At 43.2% G+C, this 24,962-nt stretch carries 21 protein-coding genes and 1 riboswitch; of the genes, 12 read left to right on the top strand and 9 right to left on the bottom strand.

Features of this window, described 5'->3' with window-relative positions; genetic code table 11:
- Positions 1 to 4: 4 nt before the first annotated feature.
- Genes SOO65_RS18290 through SOO65_RS18275 form a run of 4 tightly spaced genes read right to left on the bottom strand, consistent with a single transcriptional unit; the run spans position 5 to position 4,659 of the window.
- On the bottom strand, positions 5 to 1,108 hold the full coding sequence (locus SOO65_RS18290) for an efflux RND transporter periplasmic adaptor subunit (protein WP_321393819.1): 1,104 nt from the start codon (positions 1,106 to 1,108) through the stop codon (positions 5 to 7).
- Positions 1,101 to 2,816 carry an ABC transporter ATP-binding protein gene (locus SOO65_RS18285; protein ID WP_321393816.1) on the bottom strand — a complete coding sequence of 572 codons (1,716 nt, stop codon included), beginning with the start codon at positions 2,814 to 2,816 and terminating at the stop codon, positions 1,101 to 1,103. Before SOO65_RS18285 ends, SOO65_RS18290 begins: the two co-directional genes overlap by 8 nt.
- The gene (locus SOO65_RS18280) at positions 2,809 to 4,314 is read right to left on the bottom strand and encodes a sodium:solute symporter family transporter (RefSeq protein WP_321393812.1); all 1,506 of its coding nucleotides are present in this window, start codon (positions 4,312 to 4,314) and stop codon (positions 2,809 to 2,811) included. Before SOO65_RS18280 ends, SOO65_RS18285 begins: the two co-directional genes overlap by 8 nt.
- Positions 4,315 to 4,359: 45 nt before the next feature.
- Complete coding sequence (locus SOO65_RS18275) at positions 4,360 to 4,659, bottom strand: hypothetical protein (RefSeq protein WP_321393810.1); 300 nt, start codon at positions 4,657 to 4,659, stop codon at positions 4,360 to 4,362.
- Positions 4,660 to 4,978: 319 nt separating this feature from the next.
- Between SOO65_RS18275 and SOO65_RS18270 the strand changes: the two genes are divergently transcribed.
- Together SOO65_RS18270 and SOO65_RS18265 are read left to right on the top strand one after the other, a co-directional pair.
- The gene (locus SOO65_RS18270; RefSeq protein WP_321393807.1) at positions 4,979 to 6,691 is read left to right on the top strand and encodes a DEAD/DEAH box helicase; all 1,713 of its coding nucleotides are present in this window, start codon (positions 4,979 to 4,981) and stop codon (positions 6,689 to 6,691) included.
- Positions 6,692 to 6,833: 142 nt separating this feature from the next.
- On the top strand, positions 6,834 to 7,490 hold the full coding sequence (locus SOO65_RS18265; RefSeq protein WP_321393804.1) for an FtsB family cell division protein: 657 nt from the start codon (positions 6,834 to 6,836) through the stop codon (positions 7,488 to 7,490).
- A gap of 3 nt (positions 7,491 to 7,493) precedes the next feature.
- Here the strand turns inward: SOO65_RS18265 and SOO65_RS18260 are convergent, their stop codons facing one another.
- Positions 7,494 to 7,994 (bottom strand): DUF192 domain-containing protein, encoded by a 501-nt coding sequence (locus SOO65_RS18260; protein WP_321393802.1) that lies wholly within the window; start codon positions 7,992 to 7,994, stop codon positions 7,494 to 7,496.
- Positions 7,995 to 8,058: 64 nt separating this feature from the next.
- Here SOO65_RS18260 and aspS point away from each other — a divergent pair, with 64 nt between their 5' ends.
- From aspS to SOO65_RS18245, 3 genes are all read left to right on the top strand, one after another.
- On the top strand, positions 8,059 to 9,843 hold the full coding sequence (gene aspS, locus SOO65_RS18255) for an aspartate--tRNA ligase (RefSeq protein WP_321393799.1): 1,785 nt from the start codon (positions 8,059 to 8,061) through the stop codon (positions 9,841 to 9,843).
- A 7-nt stretch (positions 9,844 to 9,850) separates the two neighbouring features.
- A complete protein-coding gene (locus SOO65_RS18250) occupies positions 9,851 to 11,182 on the top strand; it encodes a response regulator (protein ID WP_321393796.1) in 1,332 nt (443 codons plus the stop codon).
- 107 nt (positions 11,183 to 11,289) lie between these two features.
- A complete protein-coding gene (locus tag SOO65_RS18245; RefSeq protein WP_321393792.1) occupies positions 11,290 to 12,618 on the top strand; it encodes an HD domain-containing phosphohydrolase in 1,329 nt (442 codons plus the stop codon).
- Here the strand turns inward: SOO65_RS18245 and SOO65_RS18240 are convergent.
- Both SOO65_RS18240 and mutS read right to left on the bottom strand, forming a co-directional pair.
- A complete protein-coding gene (locus tag SOO65_RS18240) occupies positions 12,615 to 13,190 on the bottom strand; it encodes a hypothetical protein (protein ID WP_321393790.1) in 576 nt (191 codons plus the stop codon). The two genes, SOO65_RS18245 and SOO65_RS18240, sit on opposite strands and share 4 nt — an antisense overlap.
- 45 nt (positions 13,191 to 13,235) lie before the next feature.
- Positions 13,236 to 15,905 carry a DNA mismatch repair protein MutS gene (mutS, locus tag SOO65_RS18235; protein WP_321393788.1) on the bottom strand — a complete coding sequence of 890 codons (2,670 nt, stop codon included), beginning with the start codon at positions 15,903 to 15,905 and terminating at the stop codon, positions 13,236 to 13,238.
- Positions 15,906 to 16,015: 110 nt separating this feature from the next.
- Here mutS and SOO65_RS18230 point away from each other — a divergent pair, with 110 nt between their 5' ends.
- The 6 genes from SOO65_RS18230 (at position 16,016) to SOO65_RS18205 (ending at position 23,741) form a co-directional block, all read left to right on the top strand.
- Complete coding sequence (locus SOO65_RS18230; RefSeq protein ID WP_321393786.1) at positions 16,016 to 17,017, top strand: LptA/OstA family protein; 1,002 nt, start codon at positions 16,016 to 16,018, stop codon at positions 17,015 to 17,017.
- 5 nt (positions 17,018 to 17,022) lie between these two features.
- On the top strand, positions 17,023 to 17,748 hold the full coding sequence (gene lptB, locus SOO65_RS18225; RefSeq protein WP_321393784.1) for an LPS export ABC transporter ATP-binding protein: 726 nt from the start codon (positions 17,023 to 17,025) through the stop codon (positions 17,746 to 17,748).
- Between the two features lie 10 nt (positions 17,749 to 17,758).
- The gene (gene rpoN, locus SOO65_RS18220) at positions 17,759 to 19,213 is read left to right on the top strand and encodes an RNA polymerase factor sigma-54 (protein ID WP_321393782.1); all 1,455 of its coding nucleotides are present in this window, start codon (positions 17,759 to 17,761) and stop codon (positions 19,211 to 19,213) included.
- A gap of 81 nt (positions 19,214 to 19,294) precedes the next feature.
- Positions 19,295 to 19,684, top strand: coding sequence for a ribosome hibernation-promoting factor, HPF/YfiA family (gene hpf, locus SOO65_RS18215; protein WP_321393776.1), 390 nt, complete (start codon positions 19,295 to 19,297; stop codon positions 19,682 to 19,684).
- Between the two features lie 188 nt (positions 19,685 to 19,872).
- Complete coding sequence (locus SOO65_RS18210; protein ID WP_321393773.1) at positions 19,873 to 21,858, top strand: patatin-like phospholipase family protein; 1,986 nt, start codon at positions 19,873 to 19,875, stop codon at positions 21,856 to 21,858.
- Positions 21,831 to 21,961: riboswitch (cobalamin riboswitch) on the top strand. It overlaps the preceding gene by 28 nt.
- 13 nt (positions 21,962 to 21,974) lie before the next feature.
- Positions 21,975 to 23,741, top strand: coding sequence for a TonB-dependent receptor plug domain-containing protein (locus SOO65_RS18205; protein ID WP_321393771.1), 1,767 nt, complete (start codon positions 21,975 to 21,977; stop codon positions 23,739 to 23,741).
- Here the strand turns inward: SOO65_RS18205 and SOO65_RS18200 are convergent.
- Positions 23,738 to 24,028 (bottom strand): hypothetical protein, encoded by a 291-nt coding sequence (locus SOO65_RS18200; protein WP_321393767.1) that lies wholly within the window; start codon positions 24,026 to 24,028, stop codon positions 23,738 to 23,740. The genes SOO65_RS18205 and SOO65_RS18200 overlap by 4 nt on opposite strands.
- Before the next feature lie 49 nt (positions 24,029 to 24,077).
- Here SOO65_RS18200 and SOO65_RS18195 point away from each other — a divergent pair, with 49 nt between their 5' ends.
- The gene (locus SOO65_RS18195) at positions 24,078 to 24,431 is read left to right on the top strand and encodes a hypothetical protein (protein WP_321393765.1); all 354 of its coding nucleotides are present in this window, start codon (positions 24,078 to 24,080) and stop codon (positions 24,429 to 24,431) included.
- A 71-nt stretch (positions 24,432 to 24,502) separates the two neighbouring features.
- On the opposite strand, the gene SOO65_RS18190 is transcribed toward SOO65_RS18195, so the two are convergent.
- Positions 24,503 to 24,922, bottom strand: a complete 420-nt coding sequence (locus tag SOO65_RS18190) for a DnaA N-terminal domain-containing protein (RefSeq protein WP_321393762.1) — start codon at positions 24,920 to 24,922, stop codon at positions 24,503 to 24,505.
- Positions 24,923 to 24,962: the final 40 nt, after the last annotated feature.

Here is a 24,962-nt window from a genome sequence, read left to right as displayed (position 1 = left end):
GTACTTACTCCGGAATCTCTTGGGTCGAGGTTTCAAGCGCTCCTGGTGCCGCATCCAGAGATGGAGGGAAACCATTGAACTGTCTCCATAACTCGTAACCTAGAGCTACGTTGTTAAGAAGGATCCAGCCATTGACTCTTGTTCCTTGGCGAATAAAGCGGGACTCGGGCCACTTCTCTCCCTTTTCAGGAAGAACAATTACGCGGAACAGTCCTTCTGGAGTAGCTGTCTGATCCACAAAACTCACAACACCACCGAAAGTTCCAACTGCCACCGAAGGCCAGCCGGAGAATTGAATGGCGGGCCATCCTTCAAACTGTAAGCGCACTTTACGGCCTTCATACACAAGAGGAAGATCGTTACCGCGGATGAAAATATGAGCAGAAAGTTGGCTGCTCTTCGGAACGAAAATGGCGACCACTTGACCTTGATTGACTACCACTGAGCTGGTTCCGACTAGGAGTCTGACGATTGTTCCGTCAGTAGGTGCCAGAACAAGCTGCGATTCCTGACGTGAGAAGCGGGATTGCATCTGGGTGAAATTAGCAAGTGCCTGGGCCTCTTCAGATTGGGCCGTCTTATAAGCAATGATTGCTTGTTCCATGTCCTTACGTGAACTGATGCCTTTGTTATAAAGATCAGTCTGTCGGTCATAATCAAACTTTGCTGTCTTCACCACTGCCTGGGCCGCTTCGTACTGACTTTTCGCGGCCTCAAATTCAACTTTCAAGCGAGACATATAGTTTGGATCGATGTCCACCAGTTCCATGACTGGGTCACCTTGCTTAACGAATGAACCTTCTTTCACAAACCACTTTTTAATTCGTCCCGTTACTGTGGCGTGAATGTTTTGAACACGGTCTTGAGGAAGGTAGGCCATCACCTTGCCTGAGCCATCTGAAGTTTGCTGCCAGGGAATGGCGATCAAAAACACCATCATGAACAGAAAGAACACAACAATCAGACGTGTGACTAGTTTTGCGGGTTCAGGTAAATCATGAAGCTGAAGCATTTTCTTCGGAGTTTCAGCATAAATTTCTTCATACGTGTCCGGTATATTGGCGTATGCCGAGACCGGATCAGTATTTTTCTTTTCTAATTTAGCCATAGTTTTCAATCTCCTTCAGAAGCTCGCTTTCGCCCTTAATGTCTCTCATAGAAGACCTTTCAAAAACGGTGTAGCGATCGAAGTCACCCTTGTAAAAACGCTGAGTGAAAAAGAGGAGAGTCCAGTCATGCTTGCGGTCAACCAGCTCTTTATAAACCAGTTTACGTTTGAAGGTTGAAATCTGCTCAAAGTCAGGTGTCACCAATAGAATCTTTGGTTTCAAAAGAAGTGCTCGGGCAAATTGAATCGCGAGGAGCTGAGACTTTGAAAATGGAAATCCATTTGGACGAATAGGGGTATCAATGCCTAATGGTAACTTGGCGATATTTTCCGTAAGTCCCACTCGAGCAAGGACATCATCAATCTCAGTCGCTGTGAACTTCTTGTTTCCAAGGCCAATGAGATTTTCTTTTACCGTCCCAGCGAAAAACTGATCATGACGAACGATCATGATGTGGTTTCTTACTTCTCCGATATCGACATCATCCACCAGGAGATTGTCGAACTTGATCTTTCCTTCCGAATGCTCCGAAAAGCCCATCAATGCTTCGTAAAAAAGTTGAATAGAAGAAAAACTCTTAACCAGGATTAAATTTTTAGTCCCTTCTTTGTAACTAAAATTGAATTCATAGTTTGGTTCGAATTTAAGGTTTTCAAATGAAAAATCATAACTTTTAGGTGACTGAACATCTTCTTTTACTTTTTCCAGTGGATAGTCGTAAAAGCGGGCCGTCATATCAAGTGCCGTCGAATAGTTATATACACTGAAGAAAAAATTCTGAAGATTTGGAAGACTTGCAATAATACTGTTTACAACAAGTGCGGCAGCAACAAGCTGGCCGGCGGATAATTCACCATTAAGAACCAGGAAACCGCCCATTCCTAAAAGTAAAACGTTCATCACGACACCAAAGATCTGAAGACCGATATGCTGGCGGAACTGAAAGTTGAAAAGATTATTTCTCACCTCTAACCAACGGTTAAACAGGTGAGTCATTTTGCTGCTAGAAAAGTCTTTCCCATTATCAGAGGAGAAGATGTTTCGCACTCTTGATAGTTCTTCTACCCAACTGACAACTTCATATTTCCCATCTGCTTCAGGAGAGCCGGCCTTGACACCATCCGGACCGAAGAGCATCCAGTTGATGAACAGAAATTGAGTCATGAATCCAGCGAAACCAAGAAAGTAGGGGTGATAGAAAGCAAGAAGAGAAAATCCAATTAAAAACTGAATGATAAAACCAAAACCACTTACGAAGAATGTCACCATGCTTGATTGCATAATGATGATGTCAAAGTAGCGGTTAATAAGATCCGGAGAATTTGCTTCTTTAAAGTACTTGTCCTGATACCAGGTCAAACGCTCTGAGATAATCAGACCGTATCTTACAAAAAGTCTTCTTTGCAGAATTTCAACCGTATAGGTCTGAATCGCTTGTAGAGTTCCGCTACAAGAAAGAATAAAAAGGAGAAGCAGACACAGGACCACCAGGGGCTGGGTCATGGTTCTCACGCCGATGTTGTTAATGATTACCTGAATGGCAAGAGGAACACCAAGGCTTAACAGACTTACGGCAAGTGTATTGACGACAATCGCCTTAATGAAACCAGTCTCTGGTTTGGCCATCAATTTCAACTGATCGCGGAAGCGTTCTCCCGATTTGATCCGATCATCTGTTTTAAGATGAAATTGTAATTTTCTACTCATATGTGTTCTCTTTTGGTGTATTTGAAAAGTCGATCAACTTTGAATAGACCCACATGAAGACGATGGTGGTGATCACACCAACCATGATTGTAAGTTGTGGATTAAATCCAAAGCGAAAGTGGTTGAGACCCATTCCCAGAAAACTTGTGAAGATACTTAAAATGATCAGGGTAGATGAATAGGTCATCTTGATATATTTCGAAAGCATCATACGACAGATAAAGAATGCCAATAAAGGTGCTGTTGAGAGGTAAGCGAAATGCATCCCGATTTTCACCGCTCCTGGAATGAGGGACACTAAATGTGCGACGATGATAATGGCGACCGTGATAATAAAATTATCCAGATTGATATACACTCTGAACATTTTTGATTTCTCACCACCCATCAAGTCATTCCAGAAAACTGCACTCATGGCATTGATCGATGAATCAAGAGTCGACATGCTGGCCGCCAGAATACTGGCCACCATGAGGCCCTTCACCGGAGTAGGGAAGTAGTTTTCAATCAAATAAGAAAAAATCTTTTCTGGATGTGGAACTGTCTGACCATGTTTCGTGTAATAGGCCCAGATGATAACTCCCAGGGACAAGAACACGAGATTTACCAGAAGTGATCCAATTGAAGACCAGGCAAGTGCTTGCTGGGCGGTCTTTACGTCCCTGGCGCCAAGAAATTTTTGAGTAAGATCTTGATCCACTCCGTGAGTGGCAGCATCGTAAATTGCGCCAGCAATGATCCCGTAGAGGAAGCTCACGAAACCGCCGCCGTCCATCCAGAGATTAAACTTTCCATTTTCAAGACCAAACATGGCGAGTTCTCCCCATGTGAGGTTACTCATTTTTCCCACCACGTAGTGGGCCATGAAACCGCCAAGAATAAAAATTGTGGCCTGAAGCATGTCTGTTCTCACCACCGCCTTGAGACCACCAAGCATGATGTAAAGATAAGTCATGAGAGAGATCATGATCATCGCCATGAAAACGGAAATGCCAAAGAATTCAGAGATAAGAATTGAACCGCCAAGAAGTTTTACGCTGACTCCAACTAGCTTGGTAAAGATATAAAAAAAGGCAAAGGTCCTTTTGCCGGTAAGACCTTCTTGTCTAATATCGCTATAACCGTGAATCCCACGAGCAAGGGCCTCAAAGATCGTCAGACCTTTTCCATAAATTTTAGGAATGAAATACCAGGAAATGAAAGAGCGACTTAAGCAAGCGCCAATCACAAATTTCAAGTAGTTCATGTTATCGAAATAAACGTAGGTCGGAATGATCAGGAATGCCATTGCGGAGAATTCAGTCGCAATAATCGATAGAGTCGCTTCCCAGAAAGTAATACTTCTTCCTGCGAGATAGTGATTCTCGATTGGTTTTAATCCGCCTCTTCGTTTTGCGAGTGAATGTTTCTTCATGAACACATTCGCACCAACCGCAATAGAGAAGATCAGAACGATGTAGGCCATAACAACGGCCACATCAAGTGAACTTAATTGCATAAATCTTCCTTGATTTCAGTTATTAAAATTCTTAGAAGAGAATCTCTAAATCAGAAGGAAATATTCTTTTTGGCGGGCCTGCCCGTAAATGGGTAGGTAGTGTAGAAAATCGATGTCTGCCGAAACGGATTCGGCGATTACCACGATTGGAATGAAGTCCTGGGCGATATGAACTGTTCGCTCTGAATGTTTGTGATCTGTATTTCGGAGTGAGTCGGTTTGCCAGGAAGAAGCTTGATGAATGCCGGAAAGTTGTTCTGAATGAAATTCAACTGAACTAGAGTCGATGATCACTGATGTAAGTGTGATCACAAACGCGAGCAAATTGATAAAAATGAATCTCATGAAAATTATAGTAAGTGTTTTTGAATGGCGTTCAATTGAAATATTGTAAATTCGACATACAAACTTAAGATACAACTTATGGATATCACTCTAAAAAGGTAGGTTTTTCTTAAGTTTCATAACGCGCTATTTACAAATGCTACTACTTAATGATAAATGGTCATCAGTCGTTTATTTTGTACCTTGTTCCCACCCGGATCTATCGTCTATTTCTTAGGTCTAAGTGGTTCTCAGGGCAGTTGTTAGAGACCAATAGGACCAGGCCTCACTACATTCAAAAAGCGCATAATACTTATCTTTTCTCGAAAGGAGAAAACGCATGTCTTTTAATGATCTAGGACTCAAAGAGTCTTCACTCAAAGCTATCGCCAAGATGGGATTCGAAAATCCATCTGAAATCCAAACTCAAGCGATCCCTGTGCTGATGCAAGGGGATGTTGATTTTATCGGTCAAGCGCAAACAGGTTCTGGTAAAACAGCTGCTTTCGTTCTTCCACTACTTGAAAAATTAGATTTCAAATCGCCGGCACTTCAGGCCATCATTCTTGCTCCAACTCGTGAGCTTGCTAACCAAATCAACGAAGAGATCCAGAAGCTTTCGGCATTCGAACCAATCCGTTCAATGTCTGTTTACGGCGGTACTTCTGTTGGTCTTCAAATTAAAGACTTCAAATCGAAAAAACCTCAGGTTGTTGCTGGTACTCCAGGACGCGTGATGGATCTTATCGATCGTGGTGTTCTTAAATTTGATGCCACTAAATTCGTAATTCTAGATGAAGCAGATGAAATGCTTGATATGGGTTTCTTTGATGACGTTACAGCGATCATCGATGCAATCCCTGAAAAGAGAATCTGGATGTTCTCTGCAACTCTTCCAGGGCCAATCTCTGATCTAGTTAACCGTGAGTTCTCAAACCCGGTAACTGTTCGTGTAACGAAGAAAGTTCTTACTGCTGATACAGTAGAACAAAAAGCAGTTGTGGTTCGTCGTGAAAACGGTATTGAAGCACTTTGCCGTTATATGGATTTCTCTGATGATATGTACGCGATCATCTTCACACGTACGAAGATCGGTGCAAAAGAACTTACTGATGAATTAAATGCTCGCGGTTATCCAACTGACGCTCTTCACGGAGATATGGATCAGGCCGCTCGTGATATGACGATGAAAAAGTTCAAAGAGAAGAAAATTAACCTTCTAGTTTGTACTGACGTTGCTGCTCGCGGTATCGATGTGAACAACCTTACTCACGTAATTAACTTCGGTCTTCCTCAAGACAACGAATCATACGTTCACCGTATTGGTCGTACAGGTCGTGGCGGTTCGAAAGGTGTTTCACTTTCAATCATCGAGCCAAATGAGCAAGGTCGCGTAGGTCAGATCGAGCGTCTTACAAAAGCAAAAATTGAACGCGTATTCCTTCCGAAAGTGAATGAAATTCGCGAGAAAATTCTTGAGAAATCATTGAAGCGTTTCACAGACCATATTGAATCTTTCCATGATGAAGAAGTTCTTCATTACGATGCTTTCAAGGCCAAGTTCGATGAGCTTGATAAAGAAGAGATCATCAAGGGTATCTACGGTTTCATGTTCGAAAACACATTGAAGCGTTACCAGAAGGCACAGGAAATTGATGTAGCTCCACGCGGTCAGGGTGGCGAGCGCCAGCAAGGTGCCCGTGTACAAACTGGTATGCAGCGTTTCTTCATCAACCTTGGAACAATGGATGGAGCAAATGCAGGCGAGCTTCTTAAGTTCGTTTCAAGTGCATCAGGCGTTGCTGGCCGTAACATCGGTCGTATTGAAACTAAAGAGAAGTTTGCTTTCCTTGAAGCTTCTTCGGAATTCACAGACGCTATCATGAACATCAAAGGTGAGATGTTCGGTAATCGTCGCGTTTCTATCGAACTTGCTACTGCACCTGCGGGTGGAGGCGGCGGTCGTGGTTTCGGCGGCGGCGGATATCGTGGGGGCAACCGTGGGGGCGATCGCGGCGGTCGTTCTGGCGGATACCGCGGGAACCGTTACTAATCGCGGCTAGGAAATTCCTGCCTCTATTATTTTAAATACTTGTAGCGCTTAGCTGACCATGTTAAATTGGAATTAACACACTAAATTAACATGGGCAGCTTGGTGTCCAAAAATACAGGATGTATTTTGCGTGGAATTAAGAATGAATCGACCGTCCTACGACGAGTATGAAGAAGTAGAATCACCTTTCGCGTCAAAATCCTCTGAGAAATCCTCACCGAGCCGTGAACGATTACGCACACGAAAGAACGTATTTAATCGCCCCTTTGCGGCCGACTCTACAACTGCGCCAACTTATTTCGAAACAACTGCTACTCGCAAGGCCATTGGCCATGCGGACAATACTGATCTGATTGAGCACCGTAAGAGTGAACTTTCAGAGACTCCCATTGAATATCTGGATGAGGAAGAAGAAGTAGAAGAGGAAGAGGTCGTTGAAAAACGTCCGGCCCGCTCGACAAACACTTCCAGCAAAAAGAAAGATAAACTCAAAAAGAACTTACTCACTAAGATAGGCTGGTCAGTCATCGGACTTCTGGTTCTGCGTCTGATTTGTATGGATCGTGGTGTGTGGGACTATTTCTCTACCGAAGGTGTTATCAAGGAAAAACTTGAAGAGCATGCTTCAATTCAAAAAGAAAACAGAGAGCTTAAGACTGAAATTACGAAAATCCAGACGGATCGTAACTTTCAGCGCTCGCTTGCGAAAGAGCACTTGGGTGTAATCGCGGCGGATGAGTTTCTGATTCTGTTTGCAGGTGAGTCAGCAGACGCACCTGAAACAAACCGCGATTTGTAATTTCTATTTTACGTTTTTAGCTTTGGCCTCGGTCTCCTGGAGACTGAGTGTTGATTTCCATTCTAGTTTGTCACCAATCTTAAGTGCTTTGGCGATTTCTGAGGAAGATTTCATCTCCAATACGTGGCGACACCAGACTCCGCGAATGCGTGGGATGAGCTCAGGATTGGCACGACCGACGTAGTGGGGAGCACGACGAACAATGTCGAGAATCTTAAGGTCCTTGTCCATGTAGAACAGGTCCAGATCAAAATAAGTGTCCGGCATCCAGAAATACTTCTCAAAGTCTTCAGCGTAGAAGAAGAGCATTCCTTGATCATCATCAAAGTCATTTTCTTTAACTCCAGATAGCCCTTGATTTTGGTCAGCCTCTGAAATGGCGAGAGTGGTTTCAACTTTTGCACCGGTTGGCGTAACTAACTCCACTTTTTTGAGTGGATCTCGTGACACACTTTGGCAGCTAAAGAGTGTACAGAGAAGGGCGAAGGTAAGAAATTTTCTCATGAAGTTTATTCCTGAATCAGGTATGATCACTACATAAGTCTATGCGATCCTTAGGAGTTTTCAAATGGCCAAAAATCTACCCGGTTCAATGCGCACACACCACTGCGGAGAATTGCGGGAGTCCGATATCGGTAAAACAGTAACACTTTGTGGATGGATGAATAAGTACCGTAACCTTGGTGCTCTTCACTTCATAGACTTGCGTGATAAGTACGGCGTTACTCAACTTGGCTTTGAGGCCTTCAAAGGTGACATCAACGAATTAAGAAAATTTTCTCTTGAGTCAGTTCTTCTGGCGAAAGGTAAAGTTGTTGCTCGTCCGGATGCTGCGAAAAACGCAAAAATGGCGACGGGTCTTGTAGAAGTTCAGGTTGAAGAAATCAGACTTCTTTCTCTTGCTGAAGAAGTTCCATTCCTTCCACACGGTGCAGTTCCTGCGACAGAAGATCTTCGTCTTCGTTATCGTTACCTTGATCTTCGTTCTCAAAAGCTTCAGGACATTCTTACTCTTCGTTCTGAAACAACGAAGAAAGCTCGTATGGCGCTTTATGAACTTGGTTTCAATGAAGTTGAAACTCCAATCCTTTATAAAACGACACCGGAAGGTGCTCGTGACTATATCGTTCCATCACGCGTTCACCCCGGTAAAGTTTATGCTCTTCCTCAGTCTCCACAGACTTTGAAGCAGCTTCTGATGATCGCCAACACAGATAAGTATTTCCAAATCTGTCGTTGTTTCCGTGATGAAGACCTACGTGCAGACCGTCAGCCGGAATTTACTCAGATTGATATTGAAGTTTCTTTCCCGACTCTTGATTACATGAAGAACCTCGCGACTCACATGATGAGAAACATTTTCAATCTCCCTGAGAGTTTTGAAATGAAAGGCATCACGTATGATGAAGTTATGCGTGACTACGGTTCAGATAAACCTGACGTTCGTTTTGCTCTAAAGCAAATGGTTGTAACGGATCTTTTCAAAGGTTCAGCGTTCACAACATTCGCTGACGTTGCGACGGCGAAATACGGAATGGTTAAGGCCATGTTCGTTCCAGTTTCAATGGGTGCTCTTGCTCGTAAAGACATCGATGCCCTAACAGAAGTTGTAAAACCTTACGGCGGTAAGGGTGTGGCATGGTTTAAAGTAGAGAATGGTGCTGTTTCTGGTGGTATCTCGAAATTCATTGATGCCAACATGCTAAACGCTCTTTCTGAAAAATCAGTCGAGAAGGGTGATGGTCTATGGTTATTCTGCGCAGATAAGAATGAGAACATTGCTCATGACTGTGCGGACGCTGTAAGACGCCACCTTGGTAAAACATTGAACCTCATTAAGACAGATGAATACGCCTTCCTATGGGTGTATGACTTCCCGCTTTTTGATTACGATGCTGATACAAATTCTCTGCACGCGAAACACCACCCATTCACTCGTCCAAAAGATGAGGACATGGAGCTTTATTACTCAAATGATAAATCATTGATCAAGAACGTTAAGGCCTACGCTTACGATATTGTTTGTAACGGTTACGAGCTTGGCGGTGGTTCAATGCGTATTTTCGATAACAAACAACAGTCGCGTATGTTCGAACTTCTTGGTTTCACACCAGAAGATGCTCAACATCAGTTTGGATTCTTCATTGAAGCGCTTAAATTCGGAACACCTCCACACGCAGGTATGGCGTTTGGTATGGACCGTTTGATCATGCAACTTGCAAGAACGGATTCAATCCGTGACGTAATCGCGTTTCCTAAAACAGCTTCTGCGACGGACCTTATGGCAAGTTCACCTTCAAAACCAAATCCAGCTCAAACCAAAGAGCTTGGATTCAAATGGCTAGAGGAATAGGGATATAATGAGTTACATCCTTGTAGTGGATGATGAGGCCGATATTCGTGACATCTGTGAGATGCTTCTTAAAAGATCATTTCCTTTAGATGTAGCAACAGCTAGTTCGGGCCACCATGCTTTGCAGGTGATGAAAGAGAAAGGCAAACCAGTTCTTATCATTTCGGATCTAAGGATGCCGGATGGAGACGGCCAGTTTCTTCATCAGTCTCTGGTTGAGCGTCAGTGGAAAATTCCTTTCGTTATTTGTTCTTCTGATCCAAAAAGTGTTCTGGAGGCCCGCATGCCGGGTCTTCAGGGTTATATCGAAAAGCCGAGAATTTTCAGACCGTTGATTGATACAGTTGATGCCATTATCGGACATCAAGATACTCCTCCAAATTTTGTACCGGTCCGAATTTCACTTCTTATGCGTTGGGGCTCAAGTAGCTGCAACCTCTATATGAAGTTATCAGAAGGAAAGTACATCAAGGTCATCAATGCTGGAGAGGCTTTTATGTCTGAAGATGCCACACGTTTTTCTTCTAAAGGTCTTCATCACCTATATGTGACTTATGAAGATGCCGAAGGTTACTTAAAGAACATTGAACAGAATATGACCTCACTTCTTAAATCGCAGGACACTCCACTGGATTTAACGGTGTTGACCTTAGAGTCGCTCGAATCTATTGAGAGACTTGCTGCTTCTTTAGGATGGACCCCAGAAGTGTTGAGTGCCGCCAAACGTGGTGTGGATCTTGCTGTGAAAGCAGTGAGTACAGAACCGAGCATTCTTAAGCTTCTGAAAAACAAACTGAAAAATTCTTCTTCTTCGTATTGCAGTCATGTTGGGATGATGTCTCTTCTTACCTGTGGCTTTTGTTATCAATTAGGTTGGACGAGTGAATCGACTCAAATGAAACTTGGTCTTGCTTCACTTATGCATGACCTCACGATTGATGAAGAAGTTTATAAAGATCCTATCATGTGGAACCAAGCGGCCTCTGATCCAGCAGATAAAACTCCTGAAGTTGTGAAGTATCGCAATCATCCAGGGGACGCTGCTAATTTGTTATTAACAATGAAAGGTCTTCCACCTGACGTTGATCAAATTATTCTTCAGCATCATGAGACGAAGGACGGACAAGGCTTTCCAAGAGGGCTTACTTCAAGTCGTATTAGTCCGATGGCATCTGTCTTTATTATCACTGAGGATCTTCTCTCTTATATTGAGGGATCCAAAGAGATTGATTCTAAAGTTCTGCAATTTCTGAAAGACAAAGAAAGCCGCTATAACTCAGGGAATTTTAAGAAGGTGTTTGAGGCACTTAAAGCAAGTGTCGAAAATGCTAGGCACTAAGTCTTTAGGTAGTTAAGTTCGGCCTAATAAAATCATCCTCAAACCACTGAATTTTAAGCAACTCTTGCCTCGTCATCACGGGGGCAGGAGAGTGGTACTATAGATGGGTGAATAATTCTTCAAAGTACATCCTTCTCATGGATCCTAATCCGGAGATTTTGAATCTTCAAGAAACAGCTTTGAGCTGCTTTTATGGCGGAGAGATCTTTGCCTTCGAAGATTCTCTACGTGGGCTGGAAATTATCCAAAAAAGAGGCACCCCTGAGATGATCATCATGGATCATCGAAATCTCACTGAAGAAGATTCATTGTTCTATCGCCATCTGGATGTAGAAAAATTCTCAACTCCTCTGATCGTTTGTTCTGAAGATTCAAGCCAGGACAAATTCATGAGCTTCTACCCGCTGGTAACAGCGTTGATTGAAAAGCCGATGAGTGTGAGTTCTTTTACTTACTTAGTGAAAAGCATTTCTACACTTCAATCACTACAGCCGACCCATGTTCCGATTAAGATCCCGACGTTGCTTCGTCTAGGAATGGGACATTTTGATTTGTATCTGAAATTATCTGATAAAAACTTCGTGAAAATCATTCATAAAGGAGAGCCCTTCTTTGATTCTGATGCCAATAAACTTCTGGCAAAGGGAATTAAAGAGCTTTTTATTAGGCATGAAGACAGTAAAGAGTTCCTGAAGTTTCTTGAAAAAGAAATCAATGTCGAGAATGGCGACACAGTTGACGGAATTTCATTTGCGATTGAAAACGTCGAATCTATTGAACAAATCGCCAAGGCGATGAATTGGTCCCCGTCAGTTTTAGTTGCTGCCCAGAAGAGTGTGTCTCAAGCGGTAAAAATTCTTTCCAAGAACGATAATATCGTAAGTGTGCTCAAGCGCAGACTTGCTAACCCAACTTCGGCCTATTCCCGTCATGTGGGGCTTCTCACTTATATGGTATGTGCTTTTGGCTCATCAATCGGCTGGATTGGAGAAAGTGGGCAGGTGAAACTTGCGATGGCCGCTTTACTTCACGACGTGGCAGTTGATGAATCAATTTATGAAAATCTTCGCGAGTGGGACAGGAAGGCGACTAATACAAGTGACAAATCACCAGAGACCATTCGTTATCGTATGCACCCTTTTGAGGCCTCAAAATTAGTGAAGACTCTGGATTCGTTTTCGCCTGACGTGGATCAAATCATTCTCCAGCATCATGAAATAAAAGATGGTAGTGGTTTCCCTCGTGCTATGGATGCCGCACGCATCGGTCATTTACCGGCGCTATTTATCATTGTGGAAGACCTGGTGGACTTTATTGATGATGGTGAAAACATCGAGACCAGTATCACAGACTTTATCACGTGGGGACGTGAGTACTATGACAACGGTCACTTCAAAAAGATCTTTACTGCTTTCGAAGAAAAGCTCAAAGGTTAAGCGGCCTCGGCGTACTCGTAGACCACTTCTTGTTCATCAATCCGTTTTAAAAGATCAATGCTGTAGTCTTCCTTGTGAAGAAGCATCTCGTGATAGAGGTAGTCGTGCTTTTGAAGGTTTTGCCACTCTTCTCTTTTAGCGAGGTAAAAGAGGCCCCCGGTTATGCACATGAAGAGGGAATGAGCGGCCCAGTAGAAGGCAGATTTAAAGCTCTGAGAAGGCATTTTCATGCGCTTCTTGAAAGTGAACATGCCCCAGGTTTGACCCTGATTCAGGAAATAGCTTAAAAAGAAGTACGAAAAGAGCATCATTGGCAAAAGGGAACTTGCGAGCGAAATAATGGCCTGTTCATCAAAAGCAAGACGAAGACTTTTAGTTGTCATGAAGAGCTTGATCGATTGATTGAACATGACAGCACTGAACGAAGTAAATATGGCTACGGCCATAAAATCGAGGTAATGAGCGGCCAGGATTTTCCAGGTCGGAGTAGGGTCTTCTTTTCCAGGGACCAATAGTTTTTTTGGAAGTTTTTGTTCTCGAAGTGCGAATTCAGTTAAATCGATTTGACCCATATTTACCTCTAAAAACCTTTCGGTTTTTAGAGGTAAAAGTTTAGTTTAATGGTTCAACATCTGACTCTTAAGATCGTGTAGCTTTTGAAGGGCCTGCATAGGAGTAAGGTTCATTACGTCTAAGGCCTTTAAATCACTTTCCAGGGTACTTAAATAATCCGGAATTACCTCAACTTCTGGGGCCTCTTGAGGAGCACCAAAGAAAGTTAATTGATTGCTGTTAACGATCTCTTTTGGAGTTGAGCTATGGTTTTGTTCAAGCTCTTTTAGGATCTCACGTGAGCGTTTAAGCACATCACGCGGAAGTCCCGCAAGTTCGGCCACGTGGATACCGAAACTCTGAGTCGCACCTTCTTCAATAAGTTCATACAGGAATTGAACCTTGCCGTTTTTCTGTTCAGTGCGAACAGTGAAGTTTTTCGCTTCCGGAAGAGTTTCTGCCAGTTCAATCAGCTCATGATAGTGAGTCGCAAAAAGAGTGATTGGTTTTAGTTTTTTTACAAAGTGTTCAACCAGCGCCCACGCAATTGAAAGACCATCATAAGTTGAAGTTCCACGGCCAATTTCATCCAGGATGATAAGTGAACGATCGGTAGCGTGACGAAGGATTTCTGCCGTCTCTGCCATCTCCACCATGAAAGTCGATTGACCCTTGATGATGTCATCCGAAGCGCCTAAACGAGAGAAGAGGTAATCACAAATTCCCAGTTCCACCGAGTGAGCAGGAACAAAACAGCCCATCTGCGCTAGATACTGAATGATCGCCACTTCACGCATAACCGTTGTTTTACCGGCCATGTTGGGTCCTGTGATAAGACCAAAATAGCAGCTCTCATCCAGAGTCACGTTGTGTGTGACGAAACTATCTTTAATATTTCGTTTAATAAGTGGGTGCCATGCTCCTGTGATCTTCACCATTCTGCGATCAGCGTGAAGAGTAGGACGTACGAAGTTCTCTTGAAGTGAAATCCACGCCAGGGACTGGAACACATCGATCTGGGCCATGCGTTTAGCAACGTCCAGGATCAGGTGAGATTGTTCTTCAATTCTGTTACTGAAGCCTTCGAAAATTTCTTTTTCAAGACGAACAAGTTTATCAAGAGCTGAAGTCACTTCTTTTTCAAAAGCTTCAAGTTCAGCAGTTACATAGCGCTCGTTATTTACCAGCGTTTGTCTTCTCATGAAGCTCTTAGGAACTTTTGAGAGGTGAGAGTTTGATACTTCGATGAAGTAGCCAGAGATATTATTGTGTTTAATTTTAAGGTTACCAATGCCAGTTTCTGCACGGTACTTCGCTTCTACTTTTAAAATCTCATCAGCCGCTGAATTAGAAAGATTCGCCAGACGATCTCTTTCTGCTGAGGCACCTGGACGGATTAGGTTACCTTTGTCGGCATGAGCACCCATTTCATCATTGATGAAAATGCGGATGTCCTTAGCAAGCTTCTGGAGGAATTCCATGTCTTTTTTAGGAAGTTTCTGGAAGAAGCTGAAGCCAGCTGCGTCCATTTCTTTTTCAACCGCTAGGAACGTTTCAAAAGCGTGAGCAAGATTCAGAACATCTCCTGCATTCACTTTCTTAGTTGAAACTTTCGCCATGATACGGTCCATATCACGCACGTCTTGCAGGTGAGTGCGAAGAGACTTAATGAAGTCCGGCTTCTTGATCAGGCCTTCAATGAGATCCAAACGTTTTTGAATTGGTGCAGCTTCACAAAGGGGAGACTGGAAAAACTGGCGAAGGTAACGAGTACCCATCGACGTTTTCGTTTTATCCATGAAGCCCAGGAGTGAATTCATTTCTGTTTCACGAGAACGTGGGAAAATCTCAAGTCCTGAAAGTGTCGCGTAGGTCACTTTCATGGTCTCTTCGTTATTCACAATTTTAAAAGGACGAAGGTGACTGATCTTTTCCAGAGTCTGCGTTGAAGTCACATAGTAACTTAAAGCACCAAGAGGCGAGAGCACCGCTGGCAGTTGAGCGATGATACCGTCACGCTGATACGTTGGAATAAGTTTCTGAATGTAGAAACCAGTATGCTTCTCTTCAAAATACTCTTCAGAAAGATGAGTTTTAAGTGCATCGATTGAGTGAAGATAGTCATCCACCATCGGATAATTTTCCCATTGGCCCATATAAGAAATGAATTCTTTCGGACGAACCATGAGAAGTCTTTCACAGAACTCTTCAATCGTTTTGAAAGTCACTCCGTAGAAGTCACCTGTGGTGAAATCTAAAAGGACCAGGATGAATGAAGTACCATTCTTAAAACCAGCGGCAAGAAACTTGTTCTCAGTCGAAGTTGTTTTATCCAGATCGTAAGGCATGCCTGGACTCACAATCTGAGTCACACCACGCTTCACAATTCCTTTCACAGATTTTGGATCTTCCAGTTGCTCACAAATAACAACTTTCTTTCCTTGCTGGGAAATACGGTCTACATATGTAGCAGCAGCATGATGAGGAATGCCGGCCATTGGAATGGGCGTTTCACCAAGCTTACCGCGAACAGTGAGGGAGATATTGAGAATACGCGCGGCCTCGCGAGCATCTTCAAAAAACATTTCGTAGAAATCCCCCATGCGGAACATCAGCAGAATATCAGGATATTGTTTTTTGACCTGATAGTACTGCTCCATCATCGGAGTTAACTTAACGCCAGAGGCAACTAGATCGGCCAATGTGTGGCCTTCTTGAACTGATTGATTTTGCATGCGAATAAGCTACAAAAACCGAGGAAAAACGTCACCTGTTTTCCCCTTACAAAGCTAGGCAAATAGCTTCTTTAACTATCTGGAATTAATGAAAAGAGTATAATGTAAGAATGAAGATACGAGATCCTAAATCAATAATAATTATTTTAGTTTATCTTGCCCTCAATGGATTCATTGTAGCGAGTTCATTTTTAGAAGATGAAGAAGCAGTGGATGCAAACCGAGTGGCGAAGTCCGTGGCCCCGGAGTTTACTGAAATTGAAAAGCTCGATTACTTTCACTTAAAAGAAGGCGTGCCTCAGATGTCACTTGCTGCAGATAAAATGCGCTCGCAAGGCGAGGAGATGGCAGAGTTTGAATTTCCCAAGGGTGTTTATAACTACCAGGCAAAAAATAAAACCATTCGCTACAGTGCAGACTTCGGTCTTTATAAAAAGAAAAAAGATCTTCTGAATCTCGATGGAAAAGTGGAAGTCCTCTCTGATGAAGCACAGTATTTCGCGGACAAGGTCAAATACTACTTTAAAAAAGATCTCATCATCGGAACAGGGGACGTGAAGTTTTTTGGCGATGATTTGAAATCGAAAGATCATGTAGAAATCACTTCACTGCAAATGCGTGCCAATCCTCAATCGCAACTTTCAACCTTCAAAGGCAATGTGAAGGGTTTCATGGCCCGAAAGAAAAAATACGAAGGTCGTCTTACTTTTGCATCACAAGAACTTCAGATGGATGGGAATAAATCTCTCGCTGAGCTTCGTGGGGATGTGATGATGAAGCGTGATGGATACCTCATAACTGCCGGAAAAGCCGATGTCTTCCTTGAAAACTATAATAAAAGTCTCAAGTATTTCGTCCTGAATGACGATGTGAAGGTGACGGAAAGATTGGAAACTCCTGAGGGAGTTACTGAGCGCAAAGCATACGCGGAAAGACTGGAAGGTTTTGGACGCGAAGAAAAAATGGTGCTCTCAGGTGCACCAAGAGTTGAGATGGGCAAGGATGTCATCAAAGGCTACCGCATTACGATCCGCGAGAATACTGAGCTGGTCGAAGTAGATGATGCGATGTCTGATATGCAAATTAAACGCGAAAAGAAACTAAAGGAATAGTTTTTATGAATGCAAGCTTTCACGCTCGAGATCTTAAGAAAACATATAATGGCCGTGAGGTCGTAAAAAGTGTGAGCATAGATGTTGAAAGAGGCGAGGTTGTAGGACTTTTAGGTCCCAACGGTGCCGGTAAAACAACATCGTTTTATATGATGGTAGGTCTGGTTAAAACTGATAGAGGTCAGATTAACTTAGACGGTGATGACATCACTTCACTACCGCTTCACGTAAGGGCCCGAAAAGGAATCGGTTATCTTCCTCAGGAAGCCTCTGTTTTTAGAGAACTTTCGGTAGAAGAGAACATTTTTTCGGTGTTGGAAGTGAGAGATCTTTCCGATAAGGAAAGACAGAACGCCCTGGATGATCTTATTCGCGATTTTGGTTTGGATCACATCCGTAAATCGAAAGGACGAGAGTTATCCGGTGGTGAGCGAAGAAGGGTTGAGATTGCGAGATCGCTGGCACTTAATCCGAAGTTTGTTCTTCTGGACGAACCATTCGCGGGAGTTGATCCACTGGCAGTGCATGACATCCAGTCGATCATCAAACGCTTGAAGCAGAAGAACATCGGAGTTTTGATTACGGACCACAACGTAAGAGAAACCCTGGGAATTGTAGATCGAGCATACATTATGAGTCGCGGTGAACTACTTGTAAGCGGAACACCGGACGAGATCATAAATAATGAAATTGCCCGTAAGTTTTACTTAGGGGAAGAATTTAAGATGTAGGGGATTTCAAATGGCGATTAAAATGCATCAAGGGCTCAAGCAAACGCAAAGCCTAATGATCACGCCTCAGCTTCAGCAAGCGATTAAGCTTCTGACTCTTACCCACCTTGAAATGACTACACTCATTTCACAGGAAATGGTTGAGAACCCAATGCTGGAAGAAGTTGACGGTGAAATGGATGCAGGTCCGGCCGAAGACACCCGCGAAGAAATGGAAACACAAGAGGCCACTGCAGAAAACTTCTCTGGCCCTGAACTGATCGAAGGCTCGAAAGACACTTTCGATTGGGAGTCCTACTCAGAATCATTTAATAGTTCTTCTTCATCTTCTCCGAACATGAAAGAAGCAACTTCTCCGGATGATCTACCAAGCTACGAAAACATGGTCTCAAAAGGCCAGTCACTTCAGGAACACCTTGAGTGGCAGCTTCGTATGGAAAGCCTTGATACAGATTATCTGAATTTCTGTCTCGATTTGATTGGTAACATTGATGATGATGGTTACTTAGAAGTGCCATTTGATGAAATCGTTGCCCGTTCAAATATCACCGACCGTGACGAGGCACTTGGTATGCTTGGTCTGGTTCAACACCTGGACCCGGTTGGATGTGGTGCTCAGAACCTGGAAGAGTGTCTGGGGATTCAGGCGCGCATGCTTGAGGAGCGCTCTCCTCTGGTAGAGCTTATCATTGAAAGAAATCTAAAAGACCTCGAGAAAAAAGATTACGCCAAAATCGCAAAAGATTTTGGAGTTTCGAAAGACAAGGTGAAGGACGCTGAACTCATCATCATGGGTCTGAATCCTAAACCAGGACGCCTCATCTCCTCTGAGGAAACTCAGTATGTGGTACCTGATATTTTCGTGGCCGAAGTCGGTGGCGAATTTGTTGTGCAGGTAAACGATGAAGGTGTTCCTCGTCTGCGAATTTCGAATCTTTATAAATCACTGATCAAGAGCGGGCAATCGGATGCGGAAGCAAAAGAATTCGTTCAAGACAAACTTCGTGCGGCAATGTGGCTTATTAAGTCCATTGAGAACCGTCAGAAGACGATTTATAAAGTGGCGAACTCAATCGTTCGCACTCAGCAAGAGTTCTTCAAAAAAGGTCCTGCCTTCTTAAAACCAATGATTCTGAAAGACATCGCCAACGAGATTGGCATGCACGAATCAACTGTATCACGTGTGACGACCAATAAGTTTATGCACACGCCGATCGGGACATTCGAACTTAAATACTTCTTTAACGCCGGTATTGGCGGTAAGAACGGCGGTATTGATATCGCAGGCGAAAGCTTGAAACTTAAAATCAAAGAAATGATCGGGAATGAAGACCCTAAGCGTCCGCTCTCAGATCAGAAAATTTCTGAACTTTTAAGTACTAAAGATATCGTAGTAGCTCGCCGAACCGTTGCTAAGTATCGTGAGATGATGGGCATCGCTCCTTCGTCGAAGCGCAAGAAGTAATCAAACCTGGAGGTGATAATGACATAAATTTTGGTTAGTTTTTATGGTGTGCGATTACAAAATTTTTTAGAGGCACGTTTTATGAAATTAAAAATTACTTTTAAGCACCTAGACCACACTCCCGCACTTGACGAGCGCATCCGCGAAAAATCAGAAAAATTTGAAAAGTATTTCCAAGGTAACACGACCGTACAATGGTTCTGCTGGGTTCATAATGATGAACACTGGGCAGAGATTAAAGTTCATGGGCCGAAGTTTGATTTCTTCGCCAAAGCTTGTGCTGACAACATGTACAAGTCACTTGATCTGGTGGTTGATAAAATGGAACGCCAGGTAGAAAAACAAAAAGATCAAAAACGTAACAAAATGCATTCTCATCCATACGAGACTCCGAAGTATCAGGAGATCCAAAGATGTATTGATGACGAAGAAGAATATTACGAAAAATATTTGGAAGAAAAATCCGCTTAAAATATATACCCCTCCGAAGGGCCCGGTTCCGGGCCCTTTTTTATGGTCAGGAAGTGAGCGTAGCGAACGAGACCGGTATGCCGACGGTCGCACGATGCGAAGGAGTCGGCGTTGACGCAAATCCACTTCGACGTCGAAGTGAAAATGCGTCATGATTAAATTCATTAAGTAATCTAATCTCATTCGCGATGAAGTGTTTAATCCTTCTCGCTCTAATCTTTTCATTTTCAATCCGGGCGGAAGAAAAGCTCGCTTTCACTCTTAGTGGAGGTGTTTCGCTTGGTAGCTATGAGGCCGGTGTTTTCTATCAGCTTCTGCAAAAAGATAAAGCATCTCTTACTCGAAATACAAAAGTGGTCTTCGGTGCCTCCGCGGGAAGTATCAATGGTCTCTTCGGCATTCTTGATATGTGCGGCTTTCGCGACACTGACCGTGAGAAAAGTTTACTGTGGAAGATGTGGATTCCTATTGGACTCGATCAGTTGGAATCAAAGGATGAAAAAGTCTTTTCACTCTTAGAAAGAAAAGCAATTAAACCACTTTTTGCAGAAACAAGAGAACGATGGAGAGAAGGACTACGGGAAGAATGCGATATCATTTTCGGTGCAGCGGTCACGAGGCGAACACCTCTCGTGGAAGAGTTTAAGCCCGGTCTTGAAATCGTTCGCCAACCAGAATTCTTCATGGTGCGAATTAAGGGAAGAGGCAAGGGACAGTATCCTTTTGTTGAAAATTATCAAACCGAGGGCCTGCAGCAGTTTCGTACTTATTTACCTTTGGGTGCTTCTCCTCAGAGTGACATCAACATTCTCCTTGATTTGATCCAGGCCTCTTCAGCTTTTCCCGGTGCCTTCACCCCTTATCCGGTTGAGTTTTGTTTACTCCGGCCTGGTGAAGTTTTTAAGAAATGTGATTCTTCAAATACTCAAACCGAACTCTTTATTGATGGTGGCATTTATCACAATGGTCCCGTGGGTTATGCCTACGAAGTTCTGGACAAATTGACTCCTGGGAAGGAGTACACGGTTTATTACTTAAATGCTTCTGCGCCCTTGGTGAGTAAGAAAAATGTGGAACAAGTGAAGAGAAAAGATGAGGGAGTCATTCAAGACTTTTATCATCTGTTAGTTGATTTCACGGTGCAGGCCCGAAAATTTGAACTTTCAAAAAGTCTCGAAGCAAAACCTGGACTTGGAAAACACATTAAGACTAATCCAAAAAATTACCCTCTGGTAAGTGAACCTCTTTATGCCTTTCTCGGTTTTGTTGAAGAGGATTTTCGTATCTCCGATTTTTATCTGGGAATGAATGATGCTGATTCCATCAATCCTGGAAAAGTGGATACAGAAGATCAGGCCTTTCAATGTTTCAAGCGGCATCTTCATAAAGAGCAGGAGTGCAAACTATCTTCTAATTTAAAAATTTTAAGTGATCTTGCAGTTTATCGAAAGAACACTCCCATCACTGATAAACCTGATTTTGATGTTGTTTTTGATTATCTGGAAAATCATGATTTTGAATTTAAAGACCTTGGCCTGGATAAGGATCAGTCCCATTATGGAAAAGTCTACTTGAAAGAACGTTTGAATAAGATGCTCAATACTCTGGTGAGAAAGCAGCCAGAGGCCCAACACCAAAAGCTCACATTTATCACCAGACCGGCCCTGAATTTTCTTCGTTACACTCCTCCTAAAGATTATTGGTCGGCCCTTTACGCCAGTTCACCTGAAGTCGGGTACTCACGTGTGATTCCTACCGATTCTTTTCGAACGGCCTCTTATCGGCATACCTATCACTTGATGTTTAACGGCATGTCGAGCTTCTTTAATCGGGCACAAGACATCTGGGCAGTAACTCCACTTGTTGGGATTGAATATGAGCCTGTGAACCTCAATACAGCGGTGATTCAGTGGCATATCGGTTCACGCTTAGGCTACATCCTGGCCGATCGAGATAACTTGGGGACTAAACCTTGTGATGCTGATTTAGCGGAAGTCTCTTCGGCCGCCTGCTCGGGAGTGACTGTACAATTAACCGCCGCCGTGAGTTTTTTTGAACTCGTGAGACTTCAAGTTCTCTATGTTCCACTAGTTGTCGATCAGCTTGCCTTCAATCCCAGCCCTGAACTCATGTTACAAATAGGATTCCAGTTTGATGGTTCTATGCTAAAGTGAGTTAACTCCTGCCAAACCGGAAGCCGGTGAAAATCCAGCACTGTCCCGCAACTGTAAGCTCATAAGAGATAAGTCAGATACGGTCCAGGAGATCAGACATTCCCGAGGAGGAAATGATGTCTAGGCTCTGGATTCTTATTTTTCTGTTATCTCTTCCTGTATTCGCTCAAGAAGAACTTGAAGTCATTGAAGTCGAAACCGTCAAAGACATCGACCGCTTTACTTTTGGTGATGCCAATGAAATCCCTGAACGTGATATTGAGACAGCTTCAACTGCGCTGATTGCTCCTGCGATTGAAAAAACTCCCGGAATTGTGACCACACAAAATGGTGGGCCAGGAGGAACAGTTTCTTTTTTCATTCGAGGCACTGAAGGCCGTCATGTTGGATTTACTCTTGATGGATTAAAGCTCAATGATAGTTCCAATACGGGACGTTTGTTCGATGCTGCTTTTATGACGTCACCGTTTCTTCGTGATGTAACAGTTCATAAAGGACCTCAAGCGGTCTTGTTTGGATCAGACGCCATGGGTGGAGTGGTGGAACTTAAATCCCGCAAAGGCGAAAATGCTCCTGAAACGAGAGTGCTGATTAATGGCGGAAGTTTTGGAACCATTGATGGTACGGTCTCTTCAGACTGGAAGAAAAAGGATCATAATGGAACTGTGACTCTCACTCGTTTTCATACAGATGGGATTTCTCGCCTGAATGAAAAACGCTTCAATGCCACTGAAGCAGATAGTGCGGATATTACTCAGGCCACTTCTTCTTCGGAACACAAATGGGCGAAGAAATGGCAGACTGATTTTTTATTCTCTTATCTTCACGGGAAAAATGAACTCGATGGTGCAACCACTGATACTAAAAATGATCACAGCATTAATGATCAGTATTTAGTACAGCAAAAAACGAGTTATGAACTGAATGATCAATCCGTGCTGCTACTCAGAAACGGTCTTAATCGAAATCAACGCTTCATCCGCATGGAATCAACCGGACCGCTACCTTTCGAGGGTAATCTCTACCAGAATGAACTTGTTCACCGCCTTGAGCTGCCTCAATGGGGATTTCTCACTGGGGTTTCTAATGAGCACGAAACCAGTTCAACTACCAGTGTGGATAAAAGCTTTGATTTAAATTCTTTTTTTCTTCAAAGTGCCTTCAAATCAAATGATTTTAAATTGCAGGCCGGTGGTCGCGCTGATCATCATTCTCAATACGGAGAGTTTGTTACTGGCTCTGGTGGAGTGGCCTACAAAGATTTTTCAGTTCAATACTCGCAGGGATTTAAAGCACCTTCGCTTTATCAGTTATATGCTCCAGTGTTTGGAAACAAGGATCTGGTTCCGGAAAGAAATCACTCCTGGGAAGTTTCCTGGAGAAAAAGTGTCGATGAATGGAGTGGGGGGATTACCTTCTTCCAAAATCGTCTTTCAAATCTTATCAATTACTCTTTTGTTGATAATGCTTATTTCAACCAAGGCAAGTTCATTGCTGAAGGGGTCGAGCTTTCGGCCGGCTGGAAGTCAGACAGGTTTGAAGTGGTTCCGACTTTTACTCATCAAAAATTCCGTGAAAATGAAGAACCCGTCCTTCGTCGCCCATACAATATGGCCCAGCTGAGCTTTTCGTATTTCCCGGTTGAGACCATTGAACTCAATGCCACCGGCCGCTGGTTTTCATCAAGAAAGGATATAGACGAGAATTTTCAAACTGTGAAACTTAACGGTTATTCGGTTTTAGATATTGGGGCGAAAAAAACGTGGATCAGGGACGAGGTCGGCGTTCAGGTTAAAAACGTTTTGGATCGTGAATACGAAGAACTCTACGGCTACTCAGTCCTGCCGTTTTCGGTGTTCGTTCACTATGGACACAAATTTTAGTGGATGATTTTATCGTCTTCAGGTTCTGTGAAACAGCATGAGCCTTCGTGAGAATCCATTTCTTCTTCGAGGCTCTCTTTGTATTTCTCAAGATCTTCGCGAGACAGACCTAATGAGTTGGAAAGAGTTTCACCGAGAGTAGGTACAACCACTTCGATGTCTAGTCCCATCTCCTCCATCTCAGCGGCAAATTGATAGGCCTTTTCTGATTCAGTGATGGCACATTCAAACAGAACTTGCTGAGTTTGCACGTCTCTCACGAGGATTTTTGACTTTTCTTTTTCCATGGCCCAATGGTAGTAATCACTGGCCCCCTTTGTCAAAGGATACAAGCTCGTGGGTTTAATCCTCTGGATCGATCAAAATACATTCGCAACCGGTCTTCTTGAAAAAGTCTTCAAGAAGAAGGATTTGCCTTTTTATACGCTTCCAAGTGCTGAGAATTTCAGCTACCTGGTGGATGATCTGAAACCGGTCATGATTATTCTGGACGGAAAGACCGCCGCCACTCATGGCGAGGCCTTTAAAAAGCAGTATGAGAGCTCAGAAAATATGCAGAATCTTCCCTTTGTCCTGATTGAGGCGGGAGAGGAGCTGAGCTTTATTAAGAACATTATAGGGCAAATTCAGCGCCCGTTTGATCCCTTCCAAATTCCGGATCTTCTTGGAAAATTTTTAAAGCTTAATTAAATTTCCTGTATAATCGGTGCATGAACAACAATAAAGACAAGCTCATTGTTACGGTTGGGATCGTCCTGACTTTACTCGTCTTCGGATTGACGCTTTACTTCCGTAGCGGGGCCTTCCGCTAAAGTTAGCCCTGTCGCGATCTGAGGTGCATGATGACGTTCAGATTGAGAAATAAAAAACGACGTTAATTTTTTATCCATCACAGAAAGTAGTACATCAACCAGCTCATGATAGTGAGTGTGAATCCATTGTGCTGAAAAATGATTTGGAACTTCCAGGATCAGAACGTTGTGACTGATCACCAGAGGTTTTACTTGCTTGAACCATTGATGATGAACTTCGGGTCCGAGTACATCACAAAGTTGTTCAGAAAGAATTGACCAAGTATATGAAGCTTTCACAACTGGATGTGCCAGGTTCAAAGATTTCTCTTTCAATCTCGCCTGACGTTCAGTCCATCGTCGTTTAAGCGTGTTTCGTGTTTTTTTCATGAGCGCAAAAGAGTAATCTGATTACGCTCACTTACTCAAG

The sequence above is a fragment of the Peredibacter starrii genome, from assembly GCF_034259205.1.
Lineage (GTDB): Bacteria > Bdellovibrionota > Bacteriovoracia > Bacteriovoracales > Bacteriovoracaceae > Peredibacter > Peredibacter starrii.
This window is presented reverse-complemented; position numbering and strand designations above follow the sequence as displayed.